This window comes from Streptosporangium vulgare (assembly GCF_042428775.1).
GTDB lineage: Bacteria > Actinomycetota > Actinomycetes > Streptosporangiales > Streptosporangiaceae > Streptosporangium > Streptosporangium vulgare.
Genome location: NZ_JBHMBS010000004.1, coordinates 399843 through 415886 on the forward strand (window position 1 = coordinate 399843; position 16044 = coordinate 415886).

Sequence of the window (16044 nt, forward strand, 5' to 3'; positions counted from 1 at the left end):
AGGGAAACGCTCATCGAGGCACTGGTCAGGTTCCAGGGACTCCGGGATCGTCTCCGGAGAGATCTCCGGATTCCCGACGACCAGCCGGAGTCACGGGCTCTCGCGACGCTGCTGCTCTCTTCTGACCACGATGTCCTCCAGGCGGGACTCCGGCTGGCGGAACAGCTGAACAGAACGGACCGCCTCCAGCAGACCCGGCTGCGGAGACACCAGAGAAAGGTCGACGACCTCCGGGCCCGGCTGGAGCGGGCCAACGGCCGAAACGAGCACACCGCCGCGGACCTTCGGAACACCAGGGCCATCCTTGAGGAAGCCGAGAAGCGCGTCGAGGAACTGGACATCCAGGTGTCGACCCTCCAGCGGCGTCTCGATGATCCGGATTCGAGCGTCGCCGACCTCCTCGGCGCCCTGCGACGTACGTTCGACACACCTGACGGCGACCCCGTACCCGATCGGCGGACCTCCGCCGTCGCTCCGCTCGTCGCACTCGCGGCGAAGGTCACAGGCATCGAGCCCGAAGCGCTTGTCGCGGCGCTTCAGGCGATCGTGTCCCCACCGGACATCCCACCGGAGCCCCGGGTGACCGTCACCCGGGAACTCCAGCTGCGCGTCCTGCCTCTGGGGGGCGCCACCGAGATCGGCGGCTCGTGCGTGCTGATCGAGGCCGGTGGCACCCGCCTGCTCGTCGACGCTGGGCTACGTCCCGGTGATCCGGCCCAGCCGCCGCGCGACATCGATCAGGCCCTGAGTGGACCGATCGACGCCGTGGTGGTCACCCATGCGCACACCGACCACTGTGGGTACGTCCCCGCGCTGGTCGAGCGGATGCCGAGGCTGCGAGTGATCGCGACCCCGGCGACCGTGCGGCTGATGCCCGCCATGTGGACCGACTCCGCGAAACTGATGGACCTGCGACGACGTACCCATCGCGAGTGGGGGGCGAGCGGCGAGGCGCTCTATCACGGCGACACCGTCAAGGCCGCGGTCCAGCGCTGCGAGGAGATCCCGTACGGTGTGCGGCGCCGGATCGGAGACCTCACGCTTGAGCTGTTTCCCGCGGGCCACATCCTCGGGGCCGCCGGAGTCGTCGTCCAAGCCGGTGAACAGCGCGTCGTTGTCACCGGTGACATCTCCGGTTTCCGTCAGGAGAGCGTGGACGGCTACGAGATCCCAGATGTGGCACGCGAGGCGGACCTGCTCGTGATGGAGTCCACCTGCTGTGCCGAAATCCACGATGCGCGAGAGACGCGCGTCAACGACCTGGTCCGAGCCGTCGAAGACGTCTACTCGGCCGGTGGACGTGTTCTCATCCCAGCCTTCGCACTCGGCCGCGCCCAAGAGCTCGCGCTGATCATGCGGAACCGACTTCCCCACGTACCGGTGCTTCTCGATGGAATGGCCGCGGACATCACATCTTCGTTCGAATCCATTACCGCGGACCGTGGATCACCGTTGCGCATCGTCGGCGGAAATGTGAAACGAGCCAACCGCCCCGACGACCTTGACCAGTTCACCTCCGGAGTGGTGATCACCACATCGGGCATGCTCACCGGGGGGCCGGCTGTGCAGTGGGCGGCCCGCATCCTGCCGGAAGCCAACAGTGCGCTGTTTCTCTCCGGATATCAGGACGAGGAATCCGGAGGCGCCAGGTTACTCAGACTCGCCGAGGAGCACGCCTCGCACCTGCCCATCGACGACCACGGCGTAGAAAGGAGGATTCCCCTCAGAGCCCGCATCGAGATGATGCGGCTGTCGGCACACGCCGACAAGCGGGGCCTGCTCGAGATCGCCGACGAGGTCGCGGCCCAGCAGGTGATGCTGGTGCACGGTATCCCGTCGCGTCAACGAGACTTCGCCAAGATCCTGGAAATACGCCACCACCGCATGACCCCAACCGGCCTCTGGCATAACGGCCAGCGTGGGGCGCCCGGCTCGCCGCTCCCCTGACCTACCTCTCGAATACACCGGAAGCGGTGAGGGCGACGGCAGCAGGTGGCTGTTCCATCTGTTTCCTCAAGCCCCGGAGCCCGCGTTGGCTCCGGGGGGGCCGACCACGACCTTCAACATCAAGACGATCTGGAGAGACAGCACCGGGTGGGCCGGAGATGGCCTCGCCATCGCCCTTGGCCAGGCCCCTGCGGCCGGGTCGGCTCCCAGGTGAACTGAGTCAACGGATAGGCTGCGAAAGGACCTTCCTGGAAAGTCACGGTGCCTGCCTACCTGGGTATACGCCGTTATCGTGCCTTTCAGCGGGGAAGGTCGTCACCGTCCTGTCCCCTACCCGGAGACACAATGCCTCCTTCTGTCGACCCATCGGTCTCCGTCACCCTGGCTGAGATAGCCAGGATCGCCGGTGTCGGGCGCGCGGCCGTCAGCAACTGGCGCCGACGCCACGACAGCTTTCCCGCGCCGGTCGGCGGCACGGACACCAGCCCTCAGTTCGCGCTGTCACAGGTGGAGGAGTGGCTGAGGCGGCAGGGGAAGCTCGACGAGGTCGGCAGCCGGGAACGGCTGTGGCCGGAGTTCGAGGCCCTTGGGGACCGCGACACGATGGGGAGGGCGATCGCTGCGGCCGGTGCCCGGCTCGCCCGAGAGGAGGCGGGGCACGCGGCAGGTCCGCCCGACACCGACGCGGCCGAGGGACTTCCGTACCACAACGGCCTCTCCGATGCCCAGCGGTCCCTGGTGGAACGCGCGGTCAGCCTGGCCAGGAAACACGGGGCCCGGGACACCTTCGACTTCCTGCTCGGCCGCTGGCTCGACACCCACGTCCGGCAGATCGGCGTCACGCCGCGCCCGCTGGCGGCTCTGATGGCGAAGGTCGCCGAGCTGTCGCGCGACGGTGAGGCGAGCGATGTCGGCACCGTGCTCGACCCCGCGTGCGGCACGGGCGGTCTCCTGCTCGCCGCCGCCCGGCAGTGGGCCGGCAAGGTGGACACGCGTCCCTCGGGTGTCCCGCTGAAACTACTCGGCCAGGACGTCGACCCGACCCAGGCGGCGCTGGCCGCCGTACGGATCCTGCTCGCCGGTCACTCGCCGGAGCGTGAGACCGCGTGGGAGGTGGACGTCCGGTCCGGGAACACGCTGCGCGCCGACCCCCATCCGGACGTCCGCGCCGACGTGGTGCTGTGCAACCCGCCGTTCAACGAGCGCGACTGGGGATACGAGGAGCTCGCCACCGACGCCCGCTGGACGTACGGCCTGCCTCCCCGCACCGAACCGGAGCTCGCCTGGACACAACACTCGTTGAGCCGCCTGGCGCCCGGTGGGACGGCGGTGCTGCTGATGCCGCCCGGTGTCGCCTCCCGCCGGGCGGGGCGCCGCATCCGGGCCGGGCTGCTCCGCAGCGGCGTGCTGCGCGCGGTGGTCGCCCTCCCCCCGGGATCCGCGCCCCCGCACAGCGTCGCGCTGCACCTGTGGGTCCTGCGAGCACCGGCCGGAGACGGAGCGGGGACGGAGGCCGGGGTGCTCCTGGTCGACGCGGCCGGGATCCAGCCGGAGCTGTCGGAGGGAAGACAGAGGACGGGCAGGGCGGCGATCGACTGGCCCCTCCTGCACAGGCGCGTGGTGTTGGCCATACAGCCGGGAGACAAGGACAGGGACCGGCCGGCCGACCATGCCGTGGTCCCGGTGATCGACCTTCTGGACGACGAGGTGGACCTCACCCCGGCACGACACGTCCCGAAGAGGGGGACCTCGGCAAACCTGGGCCTGCGACGCTCGTGGAACCGGTTCGGCACCCTGCTCCACGAGCTGCGGGACCTGACCGCGACCTTGTCCGCGCTCGAACTGAGCGGCGAGGAACCCGCGGGTCAGGGCACGGTGACCGTGGGCGACCTGCTCCGGGCGGGCGCGATGACGATGCGGGCCGGACAGCAACCGGCGGACGGCGCGGTGCGCACCGATGACGCCCCCGACGACGCCGTACCCGTGCTCACCGTCACCGACGTGCTGGCCGGAGGCAGGCCGTCCGGCTGGTTACCCGCGCGTGAAGCCTTGGCGGGCGAGACGGCGGGCACCCTCACCGTGACCGGCCCGGAGGAGGTGGTGGTCGTCGGGGCCTACCGGGCGTTCGGCGCCTGGGTCGACACCGATGCCCCCACGGTGCTGGGCTCGCAGCTGTTCGCCCTCCGGGCGGATCCGACACTGCTCGACCCCTGGTTCCTGGCCGGTTGCCTACGCGCCCCGGCCAACGCGAGGCAGGCCGGAACCCACGCCTCGACCTCCTCCCGCATCGACGTCCGCAGGCTGCAGGTGCTGCGGCTTCCCCTTGCGGAGCAGCGCCGCTACGGCGAGGCCTTCCGGCGGCTCACCGCCTTCGAACGGTCGCTGCGGGAGGCGCGGACGATCGGCGGAGAGCTGGTCGACGGGCTGACCGACGGACTGGCCGCCGGGACGATGCCCCGCGACTGGTCGTGAACGGCCGCCCCGGGGGCATGTGACGGGGCGGACCCGAGGGCGTCAGGACGCGCGGCGTGGAAGGAGTGCGAGGATCTCCCCCACCTCCTCACCCCGGCCGAGCTCGGACAGTTCCACGCCCAGGTCCTCACAGCGGGAGCCGACCGCGCCGGCGAGCCCGGCGGGCAGCGCACCCGCCCGGGACACCACGACACGCAGGCCGTCCAGTGCCGCGTCGAGCTCTCCGAACGGAATACGGCACTCGGCCACGCCCAGCCTGGCGATCAGTGACGCGGCCAGGAAAGGCGGATCGGTCGCGTAACCGAGATCGTCGACCAGCTGCCGGTAGAGGGCTCCGGCCCTGCCGCAGTCTCCCGCGATGCGCAGGCTGTCCGCGCACGCGATCAGCGCCGCCCTGACGAGCTGGTCGGCACCGAACTGTCGTCGCGCGTCGGGAAGGAGGGCGACGAGACGCTCGGTGGCGGGCCCGGCCTCTCCCACGACGAGTTCGTTCCTCACCTCGGCGAGGATTTCCTCGACGTTCCGGCGGCTGAGCCACGTTGCGGTCCGATGCGAACGCGCGGGTAGCGGGGAGGGGGCGGAACGCCGCGCATCGGCCGGGTTCCCCGGGCGAGGAAGATCGCGCGGCTCCCTGAAGGGGAGCGTGGGGTCCGGGTCCACCCGGGGAGAGGGAGCCGGGGTTCCCGGACCGGGAAGGTGGGAACTCAGCGCCTCCAGAACCTCCCCCGCGTCGAGAGGGCGGTCGTACGGGCCCTTGGCGAGCAACCTCCTGGTGAGCTCGGCCAGATCCTCCGGAACGCCGGAGACGAGGTCGTGAACCGAGGGCGGCTCGCTGTGCAGGTGCTGGACGATGATGCCGCCCTCGCCGTCGGGGTCGAACGGCTGCCGACCGGTGAACAACTCGAAGAGCACGCAGCCGAGCGCGTACAGATCGGTGTGAGGAGTGAGCTGCTCCTCCCTGATCTGCTCGGGTGCCATGTAGCCCCTGCTTCCGAGGGTGGCCCCCCGTGCCGTGTAGCGGGTGACACCGGGACGCAGCGGCATCGCGATCCCGAAGTCGATGAGGACGACGGTGCCGTCACGGGCGATGATCACGTTCTGCGGCTTGAGATCGCGGTGGACCACGGGGACCTCGTGGGCACGCCTGAGCGCGGCGGCGATCTGGGAGGCGATCGCCACCACCACCGGACGCGGGAGCGGACGGTGCGCCGCCAGGAACCGGTGGAGCGGGCTGCCCTCGACCAGTCGCATGACGATGTACGGGCGGTCTCCGTGGGTGCCCCGGTCGTACAGCTCGGGGATGCCGGGATGGTCGAGGTCGGCGAGCAGGGCCCCCTCCCTCCGGAACCGGCCGTGCAGCTCGGCCCGGCCTTCGTTCATGTCGTCGGTGTCGAACCAGTCGGCGAGCTCCGGAAGGGGACGCACCAGCTTGACGGCGACCTCGCGCCTCGAACCGCTGTCGTAGGCCTTCCAGACCTCGGCCATGCCGCCCTTGCCGAGAAGCTCCAGCAGCCGGTATCGGCCGTTCAGGACATCACCAGGCTTCATGTTCACCTTCCGGTCTGTGTTCACACAGATCCCATGAATCGCTCGCACGGCTTTCCGTAACGGCACGAACAGCCTAGCGTGAATCCTCAATGCCACAGAACATCACTTGACTCAGTTCACATGTTCGTGTTTTCTGGAGACTGCTTCCCGGGGTTCCCCGGTGAAGTCCGTGTCCGCGTGCTCTGAACGACAGAGGGGATCCGATGACCGTCTGGCTTCCACCCCCCGGCACCGCCGGTGACGGCTCAGCCGTGCGCACCGGGCTGCCGGCGACCAGGGAGGACTCGCGCGACTGTCCCACCGCGGTCGCCGCCGGGGCTCGCATCTGGCTTCGCGCGACCCCTGAGTCACCTCGCCGCCGCCGCGACCCTCTGCAGGGCTTCACCTTGAAGCCGTTCATGGACGCCCTTGACCTGATTGAACATCGGGGGGTGCCGACCGCGCAGGCGATGGCGGAACTTCACCGGACACAAGGCACCTTCGACGGAAAAGGCCGTCCCCCGGCCCACCCCGGGCTGATCGAGTGGACCGCCGCGGCGGTGCCCCGGTACCTCGCTGCCCGCGAGGCCGAGAACGCCTCGAGGACGGTGCGTACCTACCCCGTTCCCGAGGAATGGGTGGTTCGGCGTGACCTCAGGTCACCCGACCGGCGTGGGGCCTCGCACTACGAACAGACCGCGTGGGGACGCCGTTACGTCTCCGCCGACGGTGGTGTGCGCGAACTGCGGCTACTGTCCTTCGGCACGGCCAAGAAGGAACGCTCCAACGCCGAGAGGGCCGCGGCGGCCCACACCGCCGCCTTCGGCGTCCCGAGCACGTCGGGGTACGGCGAGCTCTACCGTCCGCTGAGGGGCCTGCCCGCTGCCCGTACCGTCCGTCCCCGGCGGGTCCGGATCGTGGACGTCGGCTGCGGTGACGGCAGCAGCACTCTTCTGGCCGACTGGGACCTGGAGGAGATCCTGCGGCGCTATGCCGAGCACACCGTGCCGGCCCTGGGCCGCGCGGTGGACGCCGCCGGGCGCGTCCCCGGCTCCGGGTGCGTCGGGTGCAAGGCCCTGAACGGGTGCACGACGCTGCACCGGGCCCCGGGGATGCTGGGCCTCGCCGCCCACCTGTCACGCCCCCGGCGCAGCGTGTCGGCCAGCGACCTGCGGACACACGTCGAGTGTCCCGCCCGCTTCCACCTCACCAGGCAGCTGAATCTGAGATCACCACGTCCCGAGAACACCGCGATCCTGCGTGGCCGGGCCGTCGACGCCTGGTTGAACGAGCGGCACGCGACCCGTCCCCTCATGGGATGCGGGCAATCAGCGGGGCCCGAGGATCCGGGCAACTGGTCCGCCGGAGGGCACGTCCTCACCGGTGAGGAGGCCAGAGCGGGCGCTCGTATGATCGCCGAGCACGCGGCCCTGTGCCCGCTCGACGGGCTCGATCCCGGCGAGCGGGTGCGCGTTCAGCCGCAGCTGACCTGCTACGACCCCGAGCTCGACGTCGTCGTCATCGCCACCCCCGACCTTCTCCACACCCGCGGTGGCGGGTGGATCTGGCGCGAGACGAAGACCGCGGGCAACCATCTGTGGGAGGGCCGGGCGCTGATGCGCACCTACCCCCAGCTCGCCCTGGCCGTTCTCATGATGGCCTCCGGGGTGCTCGGCGGGGACACGCGCCGCTCCCGGATCGAGCTGGAGATGCTCTATCCGGACGACGGGGGCCTGGAGGTGCTGGACCCCGGCCTTCCCTCCGTCGTCGACGAGGCTCGCACGGTGATCGCCGAGATGGCCGGCCCCTGGCAGCGGGACACCTCCTACTCCGCCGTTCCCGGCAGGCACTGCGGCGGCTGCGAGGCCCTCGACTGGTGCCGGCCCGGTCGCGAGCACCTCACCCCCTCGCCGGACCCCGTGGCCTGACACCGCCCCGTTTCTCCGAGGACCCCCTGAGGAGCCCCGTTTCATGTCACCGTCCCCACCTTCCTCGTCACTCGCGGACTGGTCCGCGCACGCCGGTGTCCCGCTGCTGCAGACACTCGCCACGGCCGTCCTGCGACTCGCCGACATGACCGACCTGGAGGCGTTCACGCTCCCCTATCCCGCCGAGGCACAGCGTGCCCTGGATCGCACGGCGCTCGCCTGCCTGCTGCGGGGCGCCCACCCTCCGGGAAGCGTGCCCGAACTCCTCGCCTGGTGCCGGACCCGTCCGGTCGAGGACTGGCCGCTGGACCTCCCCCAGGACGCCTTCGGGCCGGACGACCTCCTCATCGATCCTGTTTCCGGCAAACCCACCCAGCTGTGCCACGAATGGTGGACCCGTGCCCGTGACAGCGCGGCGGAGCACTACGACCGGACGGTGATCTCCTCCGCGATGCGGCTGTGCCGCGAGCACGAGGCCCCCGAGTCCTACACCGCCTTCCGCCGTCTACTGGTGGAGCGTCCCGTCCTCACCGGCGGCGACATGTTCGAGGTGGCCACCGACCTCCTTCTGTATCCGGTCAGGGAGCTCGTCGAGCAGATATACCAGCGCGTCCCCGACAGCTTCTGCAGGGACGGCGCGTACGTCACGTGCGCCCGCTGCCTGACCTTGCTCGTCCCCCTCACCGACGGCGGCTGGTGGTGCGAGCGCGATCGATGCCGGCGGCAGGGGCAGCCCCCACCGGGGCGGACGCTGCGCGCCGACGAGACCGGCGCGCTGTGGCAGCTCAGCCGTCCACTGCGGCAGTTCGTCACAGGCCCCGGCCGGGCGGAGGCCTATCTGGAGAGGGAGCTGAGGGCCCTTCGTCTCCCGGTCGAGATGTGGCCCGGCTTCGATGCCTACGACCTGCGGATCACCTTCCCCGACGGCTGGGTCTGGGCGGTCGACGTCAAGGACTGGGCCCACCCGGGCCTTCTCGGTCAGGCCGCCACCGAGGTCCGGCAGCAGCCTCCGTACGACGAGGCCTGCTGGGTGGTCCCCCGGTACCGCGTCGACGCCCGCCCGGACTACCTGCGGGTATACGCCCGCAATCGCACGCCCGCGGCGGGAGGTCTCCCGCTGCTCACCGACCGGCAACTGGTCGCGGCCGCGCACGCCCGGTTGCGTGGCGACACCGGCCCCACCGGCCGCCTGACGCAGGCCGACGGCGACACCTCCGCGAACGGAGCCTTCGATGCGTGACACCGAAAGCTGGTACCGGCATCTCGTCTCCGACATCTCGGGGTTCTGGCCTCAGGAACATGGCGGCATCAAGCCCTCTCTGCTTTTCCAGGTGGAACTCGGCCTGCGGCTCATGGAACGCCTCGACCCCGAGCGGCCCGCCGACGGCGTATGGGTGCTCCTCGGCGGCTACCCGTTCGCCCGCGCCGGCGGCCTCGCCACCACCCCGGACGAGGAGAGGCTGCTCGTCTCCGCCCGCCACCTGCTGTGGACCCTGCGCCGCCGCAGGATGTGGCTGCAGAGTCTGGAGACATACCGGGAACTTCCGGAGCGGCTGCGCGGTTACCGCCTGCCGTCGCCGGGCGACCCCGCCCGGCGGGCGGAGCCCTTCGTCGCAACCGGTCGCTTCGCGACGTACGACGCCGAGCTGCGGAGCATGCCCGGTTTCGCGCGGCGTGAGCTGCCCCTCGCGAGCCCCGGCTCGCACCGTTTCGTCGAACGCCGCCGGATCACCTCCGTCACCCTCCCCGAGTCGCTGCGCCCGGCGCCCGCTCCAGGCCACGGGCTCGCCGCGGGGGACACGCGAAAGGAACGGCCTCTGCACGTACCTCTGGCGGAACTCGCGGACACCGCCCGATGGATGGACGACACCGAACGGCAGGTCGGCCGGCCCCCCGGTGACTGGGAGCGGCGCCTCGCCGCCCTGAGCCTGGACACGCGCACCGACGACGGCCGGGGATTCGCGCCCGCCGAGGTACTCGGCCTCGATGGGCTGCTGCACCTGGTCGGCATGGTCGGAGCGGGCAAGAGCACGTTGATGTCGCTGATCGCGGTCTGGGCAGCGGGACGGGGCATGAGGACCACGCTGGTGGTCGGCGATGTCGCCGAGCAGCTCACGCTGACCGCCCTCTTCCGTGAGCTCGGCCTGGCCGCCGCCCCCGTGCTGGGCACCACCACTCGGGAAACCCACGTGCAGCGGCTGCACCGCCGCCTCGCCGCCCGCGCTCCCGGATCCCTGCTGACCCACGACCACCCGGGCTTCGACGACCTGAGCACCGTCTGCGTCGTGGACGCCCTGCGCGGCAACGAGGCCGTCGAACCGCTCCGTTACGCGGACGCCCCGTGCACCGGCCTTCACCCCGCCCGCAAGACATCCGACCCCGCCGCCAATCGAACACTGCCCGGTCCCGATCCGATCGGCGAGCCGGTCCGGAGTGAGGAGCCGCCGGACCGGCTCGGCCGGGCACACGGCTGCCCGATCTGGAGCGCCTGCCCCCGGCACAGCGCCGCCCGGGAACTCGTCGATGCCCTGATCTGGGTCGCGAACCCCGCCAGCCTCGTGCAGAGCCCCGTGCCGAACCACCTCAACGAGGAACGGCTGCGCTATTTGGAACTGGCCTGCCTCCGCAGCGACATCATGATCGTGGACGAGGCCGACCGGGTGCAGATGCAGCTGGACACCATGTTCGCTCCGTCGGCGACCCTGGTTACCAGGGGGCCGGAGTCCTGGCTCGACAAGCTGCACACCCACAAGATCGACGAGCTCGCCAGACAGGGACGGCTACCGTTGTCCGAGCGCGACGTCGAGCGCTGGGCCGTCTCGCTCGACGTGGTGAGCGTCGCCACCAACCGGCTGTACGCCATGTTGATGAGTGACGAGGACCTACGTACCTGGGCCGACATCGAGTACTTCAGCGCCTGGACCCTGCAGGAGAAATTGATCGCCGACTGGTATCCGGCCCCTGGCGAGACTTCCCCGAACACCCCGGCCGTCCCCGGCCTCGCCGACGACATGCCCGACGAGACGATCCTCTACGAAGACGACGAACGACTCGCGCACCACGAAACGGCGTCACGGCCGGCCTCGCGGGAAGCCTCTCCGCAGGCCGGCCGCAGGCAAGAGGTGACCGCCGTCCTGGACACCTTCCGCGACGACCCGCTCGGTGACCGCGGGCCCTACGGAACGGACGCCGACCGCCTCGTCCAGGCCACCCATGACCTACTGCACACCTTGAACGAGAACGGCACACGACAGCGGGTGCGCGGGGTTCTGGACCTGCTTCTCAAGGGCTCCCCCCTGCTGGACGGCTCCCTGCCGCCGCCCGCCCGCCGACACACCGGTGAACCCGATCCGGCCGACGTTCCCGGCAGTGTCCCCTGGTACGACCGCACCACCAAGCGGCTGGAGTTCAGCCTCCTGCTCGCCGCGCTGCACCAGCGTCTCGATCGGCTCACCTTCCTGTGGCCCCAGGTCGAGGCCGCGCTCAACCTCGACTCGACCGACAACGAACTCTCCAGGCGTCCACCGCTCGACTACGCCCCGATCGTCCCCGAAGCCCCGATGGGCAACGTCATCGGTTTCCAGTACCTGCCCGAGGAGCAGGACCGCGATCCCGAGGGCCGCCGCAGCGGCACCCTGCGGTTCTTCCGCTGTGCCGGAGTCGGCCGGGAACTGCTGCTGTCGCTGCCCAGCCTGGGCGCCGTCCCCTCCACAGGACATCCGGGACCCCATGTGTTGTTGATGTCGGGAACCAGCTGGGCGGGCACCTCCACCCGCGCCCACGTCCTCGCCCCCGTCAAGGCGGTGCTCAAGCCGGATCCCCACGCCCTCGAAGCCATCCGGGACACCGTCTTCCGCACGCACTTCCTCTACGACGACGGCAACACCCCGCTGAGCCTGTCGGGCCAGGACCAGACCGTGCGGCCGGCGGTGCTCCGCCAGATGATCACCCGCCTCGGCCGTCCCGGCCGAGGTGGCTTGCCCAGCCCGCTCGAACAGGAGCTCGCCCTGATCGGCGACGACAGCCGCCGCAGGGCCCTGCTGCTGGTCGGCAGTTACCGGGAGGCGAACGCCGCCGCGGACATGCTGCAGGAGATGGAGCGCTGGCGCGGTCGGGTCCGGGTTCTCGCCGCAGACGACGCCGACCTGGAGCAGGCCGTGCGAGGCGGGGGCCTCGGCTCCGACGGCCGCGTCCACGCCGCCGCCGTACGCCGGGGAGACCTGGCCTCCTTCGCCGAGGATCCGGACGCCGAGGTTCTGGTGGCCCCGCTGATGGCGATCGAACGCGGCCACAACATTCTCAACGCGCAACGCACCGCCGCCTTCGGAACCGTGCTCTTCCTCGCCCGCCCCCACCCCCGGCCCGACGACCTGTCCCTGTCGATCTTCGCGATCAACGACTGGGTGGCCCGCTTCGTACGTGACCACCCCGACCTCGAAGGAGCCACCTTCGGGGATCTGGTCGCCAAGGCGGAAAGCCTCGACGCGGCAGGGCTCGCCTTCCGCCACGAGGCCCGCCGTGAGTGGCGCAGGCTGCTCTCCCGCCGCTACGTGTACTCCCGGCTCGCTCCCGCGGAGAAGCGGTCTTTCGCCTGGGACCAGTTGGTGGCGATATGGCAGGTCATCGGACGCCTGGTGCGTGGCGGCGTCCCGGCCAGGGTGGTCTTCGTGGACGCCAGGTTCGCCCCGCGGTACGCGGTGGCGACCGCACCGGGAGCCGACACCGCGCGGACCGCTCGCCTCAGTGGCCCCGGTGACGGCCTGCTGGCCGAACTGCGGGCCGTTCTCGCCCCTTACTTCGATGTCGGCACCAGCCCCGGCCTCTTCGCCGACCCGGCGGATCCCGCCCTCGTCCAGATGCTCTACCGGCCGCTCTACGACGCCCTCTGCGGCATGACCGCCGGTCCCGGCCGTCCCTGACAGAAACCTCACCCCAGGAGCCCCCGATGGGATTCACCTACAACGAGATCCGCCGCGCCGCCTATCTCCTCGCTCCCGGCGCCGCTCCGCTGACCGCCCGATACCGCGCCCTGCCCTTTCCCGAACAGTGGCGCGACAGCCTGCTGGCACTGTGCGACACGGGCCGGGACACCGAGGCGGAGCCGTACCGCACCGTCCCCACCTACCGCATGGATGGCGTACTGCAGAGTCTCGCTCCCGACCTGGTGGTGCGGGGGCGAGGCTCGGAGAAGCACGGCGGCGAGAAGGACTTCTGGCTGTACGCGCCCGCCGACATCCCCCACCCACTACCGGACGCGGCGTTCGAGCGGCTGCTCACCGCCTGGGTACGCAATCTGCGCCCGGAGCCGGAACATCGTGCGAGGGTCGTCGAGGCCCTCGCCGAACTGCGCGCCGACCCGCCGCGCTGGCACGAGGTGGAGGTGGACCTGCTGGGTTGCGACACCACCGACGGAGGCACCGCGCTCCCGCTCGGCCGACAGTTCCAGCTCGCAACCGACCATCTGGCGCGCCGTGTCCTCGCCCTGCCGCCCTACGACACGGGGGCCGGTCTTCTACGGTTCAGGGCCGTTCCGCGCGGCCCCCGCCAGCAGGGCGCGGAGCTGATGTCGCAACCTCTGCCACACCAGGGCAAGGACCGCACCTGGTGGTTCTCCGTCGTCGTCAACATCTCTCTGCATACCGTCCCCTTCTCGCCGCACCCCCGGCTGCACATCCACACGGGGCTGAGACGGTGGGCCACCCACCCCGCCGCGAACGGGCGCCTCTATCTGCCCTTCCGCCGCGACACGTCGGTCTACCTGCGCCCGACCGTGCCCTGGCTTCCGGGAACGCCCGCCTGCGAGCGTTACGCGGTGGCCCGGCTCACCTGGAACCGTGACGAGCGGGCCCATGGCTGGCGCGAGGCGGGCCCCGCCGGAATCTTGCGGGACATCGCCCTCGGGCAGCCCTTCCCCGACCCGGCGGAGCTGCTCACCGCGCCCGAGCGATGGATCGGCGACGGGCCCGGCGTACGTGCCGCCGTGGTGCACAGCAACCACATGGGCCAGCACGGTGTCAAAGCCGGCCTGATGCCCAATCAACGTTCGCAGATCGTCGAGTGGGCCGAACAGGCACTTCCCGCAGGGCTGCTGCGCGCCCCCGACCTGAGACGCAGCGGGATCTCCTCGAACACACCCGCCAACGCGCGGCCCAAGCCTCAGGGAGACGCCAAGAAAGCCGAGGAGGTGCGGACCGCCCATACCCGCCGCGCCGCCCTCGCGGTCGCCGTACGATCCCTGTCGGACGAGGAAACGCCGCCCACCGGCGTCCCGGTCATGGAGGCCCGTCTCCTGTGGCAGACCACCGCCATGCGCGACACGGCGATCGCGGCCCTCACCGAGGTACTCGCCCTGGACGGTGACGGCGGCGCCCCCGCGGCCGAGGCCTTCGACACGGCCAAACCTGGTGACCCGGTCCTCCTCCGGTGGGAGACGCCCGAACTCGCCGTCCGGCTGCGTTGCCTGCCTCTGTCCGGAGGTCTCGCCGACTCCCTCGACATCGACCCGGCGACCCGTGGCAGGGGGCGGGCTCTCGCCGCGGCCATCACCGCCCGTCGAGCCGCTGTCGCCGCTTTCCTGGTCGCCGACGGCGCCGATCCGGACGCCGCGGCCCTGGCCCTGGTGGAGATCGACCGGCGGGCCGACTTCACAACCCCGGCCCACGATCCCAAGTTCGCCCTGCGACTGGGCTGTGCCGACGCCGGAGTAGTCACCCAGTTCACCGCCGTCCCCCGAAAGGCCAGGGGCTACAACTCCGAGAAGAACGCGGCGTACCGCGCCCGTTCGGCCTGGCTGGACGGGCTCCGTCAGCTCGGCGTGCGGGTCGTGCCCGAACACACGTTGGGAGACCGGCTTCCCGCCGATCTCCACTACGCCGCCGTGTGGATGGTGAAGCGCCGCGCCGACGGCCCCACCCGGGTAGCCCGGCACACTCCGGTCACAGTTCTCGTAAGTCCTTCCAAGCCTGGATCACGGCATGCCGTGATCCGCGGCTGGGACCCGGAACAGCGCGTCTGGCTCCCCTACCCGAAGTTCCTGCTCCGGCTGGCCGGGATCGCCGAACTCCCCGACATGTCGGATGAGATCGACGAGGACTGCGCCCCCGGCGCGTCGGACGAGACCGAGGAGGATCCCGCGCCCGGCACGGAGATGTCGCCGTCTCCGGTTGGCGACGGGCGACCCCAGCCCTACGTCACCTTCCAGGAACGGCGCCGGAAGGGGGACGAACAGCGCGCGAAGACCGCCCGCTACCTACAGAAGATGCTCCGCTCCTTGCACGGCCGCCCCACCCTGCTGCTCGCCCACTCCCAGAACGGCCGGACGCATTGGCCCTGGCTCCAGGACGGTCAGGTCGTACCGGACCTGATCAGGACCGGCCACGCGTCGGCCGGTCGGCTCGACTCCGATCTGCGGCTGGTCCGGGTGCGCGACGCTAGCGGGCGCGAGACGCCTCAGTGGTGGGGAATCGGCAACCCCTCCGGAGTCAACGGCCTTGCCGCGGGGCTGTGGTCCGATGCTCCTGGTTCACGGGTCTTCTACAGCACCACCGACAAGGCCGGAACCTTCCGCGCCTCCGCGGTGGAGGCCGACAAACTGGCCCCTCGTCCACTGCGGGCGGGAAAGCGCAAGGGCGAGCTGACCATCGACACCGAGACCCCCGCATGGAACCCCGCTCTCATGGAGGTCACCGTCCTGGGCTGCCACCCGGCCATCTCCGGTGAGGAGGGAGACACTCCCGAGGCCCTGGCCATGGCCGTCCACCAACTGCGCCAGGCGGCCGACTATCTCGACGCCCTGTCCCTGCCGCTTCCTCTGCACCTGGCGGCGCTCGCCCAGGAGTACGTGCTTCCCACCCTCGCGGAGGAAGAGGAAGCCGTCGATGATTCAGCCGTCACCGATGGTCGAGGGTAGACCACGCGTTTCTCGATCGCGGGCGGCGCGCACTGGCGCCGCCCGGTCTGCGGTTCCGCCTCTTGCCCTCGACCTGTCCGGACAATCCGGCAATGAGTTGGCGTATAGCCCAAAGCGGGCAGGGTTGGAGGCTTCCATAGAGGAGAACACAGAGTCAATACGTCGCTTTCTTATGACAAAACTGCACAATTTACGCTTTTGGCATGCTCTAAAACACCCCACAAGCGTGATGCGTGACGGCAAAGCCGTCTCATTACGGGA

The 16044-nt window shown here is 70.5% G+C and carries 7 protein-coding genes; 6 read left to right on the forward strand and 1 reads right to left on the reverse strand.

The annotated features are described in order from the left end of the window. Window positions 1-345: 345 nt before the first annotated feature. Window positions 346-1947, forward strand: a complete 1602-nt coding sequence (locus tag ACFFRH_RS11235; protein WP_344750085.1) for an MBL fold metallo-hydrolase — start codon at window positions 346-348, stop codon at window positions 1945-1947. Window positions 1948-2292: 345 nt separating this feature from the next. Next, window positions 2293-4419 (forward strand): N-6 DNA methylase, encoded by a 2127-nt coding sequence (locus ACFFRH_RS11240; protein ID WP_344750084.1) that lies wholly within the window; start codon window positions 2293-2295, stop codon window positions 4417-4419. A 42-nt stretch (window positions 4420-4461) separates the two neighbouring features. On the opposite strand, the gene ACFFRH_RS11245 is transcribed toward ACFFRH_RS11240, so the two are convergent. Next, window positions 4462-5967, reverse strand: a complete 1506-nt coding sequence (locus tag ACFFRH_RS11245) for a serine/threonine-protein kinase (RefSeq protein ID WP_344750083.1) — start codon at window positions 5965-5967, stop codon at window positions 4462-4464. A gap of 203 nt (window positions 5968-6170) precedes the next feature. Here ACFFRH_RS11245 and ACFFRH_RS11250 point away from each other — a divergent pair, with 203 nt between their 5' ends. From ACFFRH_RS11250 to ACFFRH_RS11265, 4 genes are read left to right on the forward strand one after another with little or no spacing between them, the layout of a single operon-like run. Then, on the forward strand, window positions 6171-7874 hold the full coding sequence (locus ACFFRH_RS11250) for a PD-(D/E)XK nuclease family protein (RefSeq protein ID WP_344750082.1): 1704 nt from the start codon (window positions 6171-6173) through the stop codon (window positions 7872-7874). Between the two features lie 43 nt (window positions 7875-7917). After that, the gene (locus ACFFRH_RS11255) at window positions 7918-9114 is read left to right on the forward strand and encodes a pPIWI_RE_Y domain-containing protein (RefSeq protein ID WP_386156064.1); all 1197 of its coding nucleotides are present in this window, start codon (window positions 7918-7920) and stop codon (window positions 9112-9114) included. Further along, on the forward strand, window positions 9107-12793 hold the full coding sequence (locus ACFFRH_RS11260) for a pPIWI_RE_Z domain-containing protein (RefSeq protein ID WP_386156066.1): 3687 nt from the start codon (window positions 9107-9109) through the stop codon (window positions 12791-12793). Before ACFFRH_RS11255 ends, ACFFRH_RS11260 begins: the two co-directional genes overlap by 8 nt. A gap of 26 nt (window positions 12794-12819) precedes the next feature. Beyond that, window positions 12820-15783, forward strand: a complete 2964-nt coding sequence (locus ACFFRH_RS11265; protein WP_386156068.1) for a pPIWI_RE module domain-containing protein — start codon at window positions 12820-12822, stop codon at window positions 15781-15783. Window positions 15784-16044: the final 261 nt, after the last annotated feature.